This window comes from Bartonella sp. AS69XJJH (assembly GCF_042195585.1).
Classification (GTDB): domain Bacteria; phylum Pseudomonadota; class Alphaproteobacteria; order Rhizobiales; family Rhizobiaceae; genus Bartonella.
This window is the reverse complement of sequence record NZ_JBHIOO010000104.1, coordinates 1-987: the sequence shown is the minus strand read 5'-3', so window position 1 is coordinate 987 and position 987 is coordinate 1. Positions and strand designations below refer to the sequence as shown.

Annotated in this window: 1 protein-coding gene and 1 pseudogene; both read right to left on the bottom strand. The window is 38.7% G+C overall.

The window, feature by feature from the left end; genetic code table 11:
* Window positions 1-236: 236 nt before the first annotated feature.
* Window positions 237-686, bottom strand: coding sequence for a hypothetical protein (locus ACFIK6_RS09970; protein ID WP_375642760.1), 450 nt, complete (start codon window positions 684-686; stop codon window positions 237-239).
* A pseudogene (locus ACFIK6_RS09965) lies at window positions 607-987 on the bottom strand (hypothetical protein); the annotation flags it as partial. The pseudogene ACFIK6_RS09965 and the gene ACFIK6_RS09970, both read right to left, overlap by 80 nt.

Here is a 987-nt window from a genome sequence, read left to right as displayed (position 1 = left end):
TTTTTTCGCATGGGTTGTTTACGGATTGTTAAGAATAAATGTTTTAAAATGAACATGCTTTAATCCTAATTTTACCAATTGGTCTATTTGTCTCAAATTTGATCATACAGAGCGTTTTATATTGTAGATGTTGGATTTATCATAAAATCTTTAAATCGCTTTGTAAGGTACCTTTTTATCGATTTAAACGCATGTCTAATCGTAAAATGATCAGCACTTTTCACTATTTTGCTGTTTTAAGCCGCTTTAGAATTGCTGCTGTTATGTTGCTCTTCACTAGGCTTGCCTATTCTCATGAATGAAATACGTTTACCACCCAGTGCTTTGTTCCGCGTATTTTCAACAGCTATAAAAACTTTCTCAGCAGCACCATAAAGCCTGCTTTCTAAATCGCGACAATACTGCGCAAGATCAGCACAAGAGGGGACAAATGTTGTGGACATGCCTTTTGCCTCACCACGTATAAGATTTTTAACGGCTTGCAATAAAGACCAGAGTGAAATGCCGTTAAGAGCAGCGATATAAGCCTTTGCACGCGCTTCTGCATTTGAAACTTTTTGCATTGTCAAACCACCTTCAAGCACATCAAGAGCCTCTGCTATGTCTTCAACAGATGCTTTCAAGGTAAGTAAGTTTTGAACAGTCTGATAAGCTTCTAAAGCTTGTTTCTCTAGGTTTTTTGTCAATTGACTGCCATTGATCAAGGTCCATGGTAACTCCAGAGTTACACATTTCTCTATCTGTTGCACGGTATCTTGTAGAGGCGTCACTAAGCTGTGTTGCACCGATAAGATTACGGATTGTCTCTCCGGTACCACCGCGAGTTCTTTGATCTTTTGAAAAGTTTCCATTGTTTCCACCATTGTTGTTCGTGTTTTTTGTTTTTTCTAAATTCTCGATAGCTTTGCGCACCCAGTTACGCCATGTTGCTTGCCAATCGATTTTGGTTGCATTTGCTCCAGCTTTTGAACGCCAATAATCTCGAAA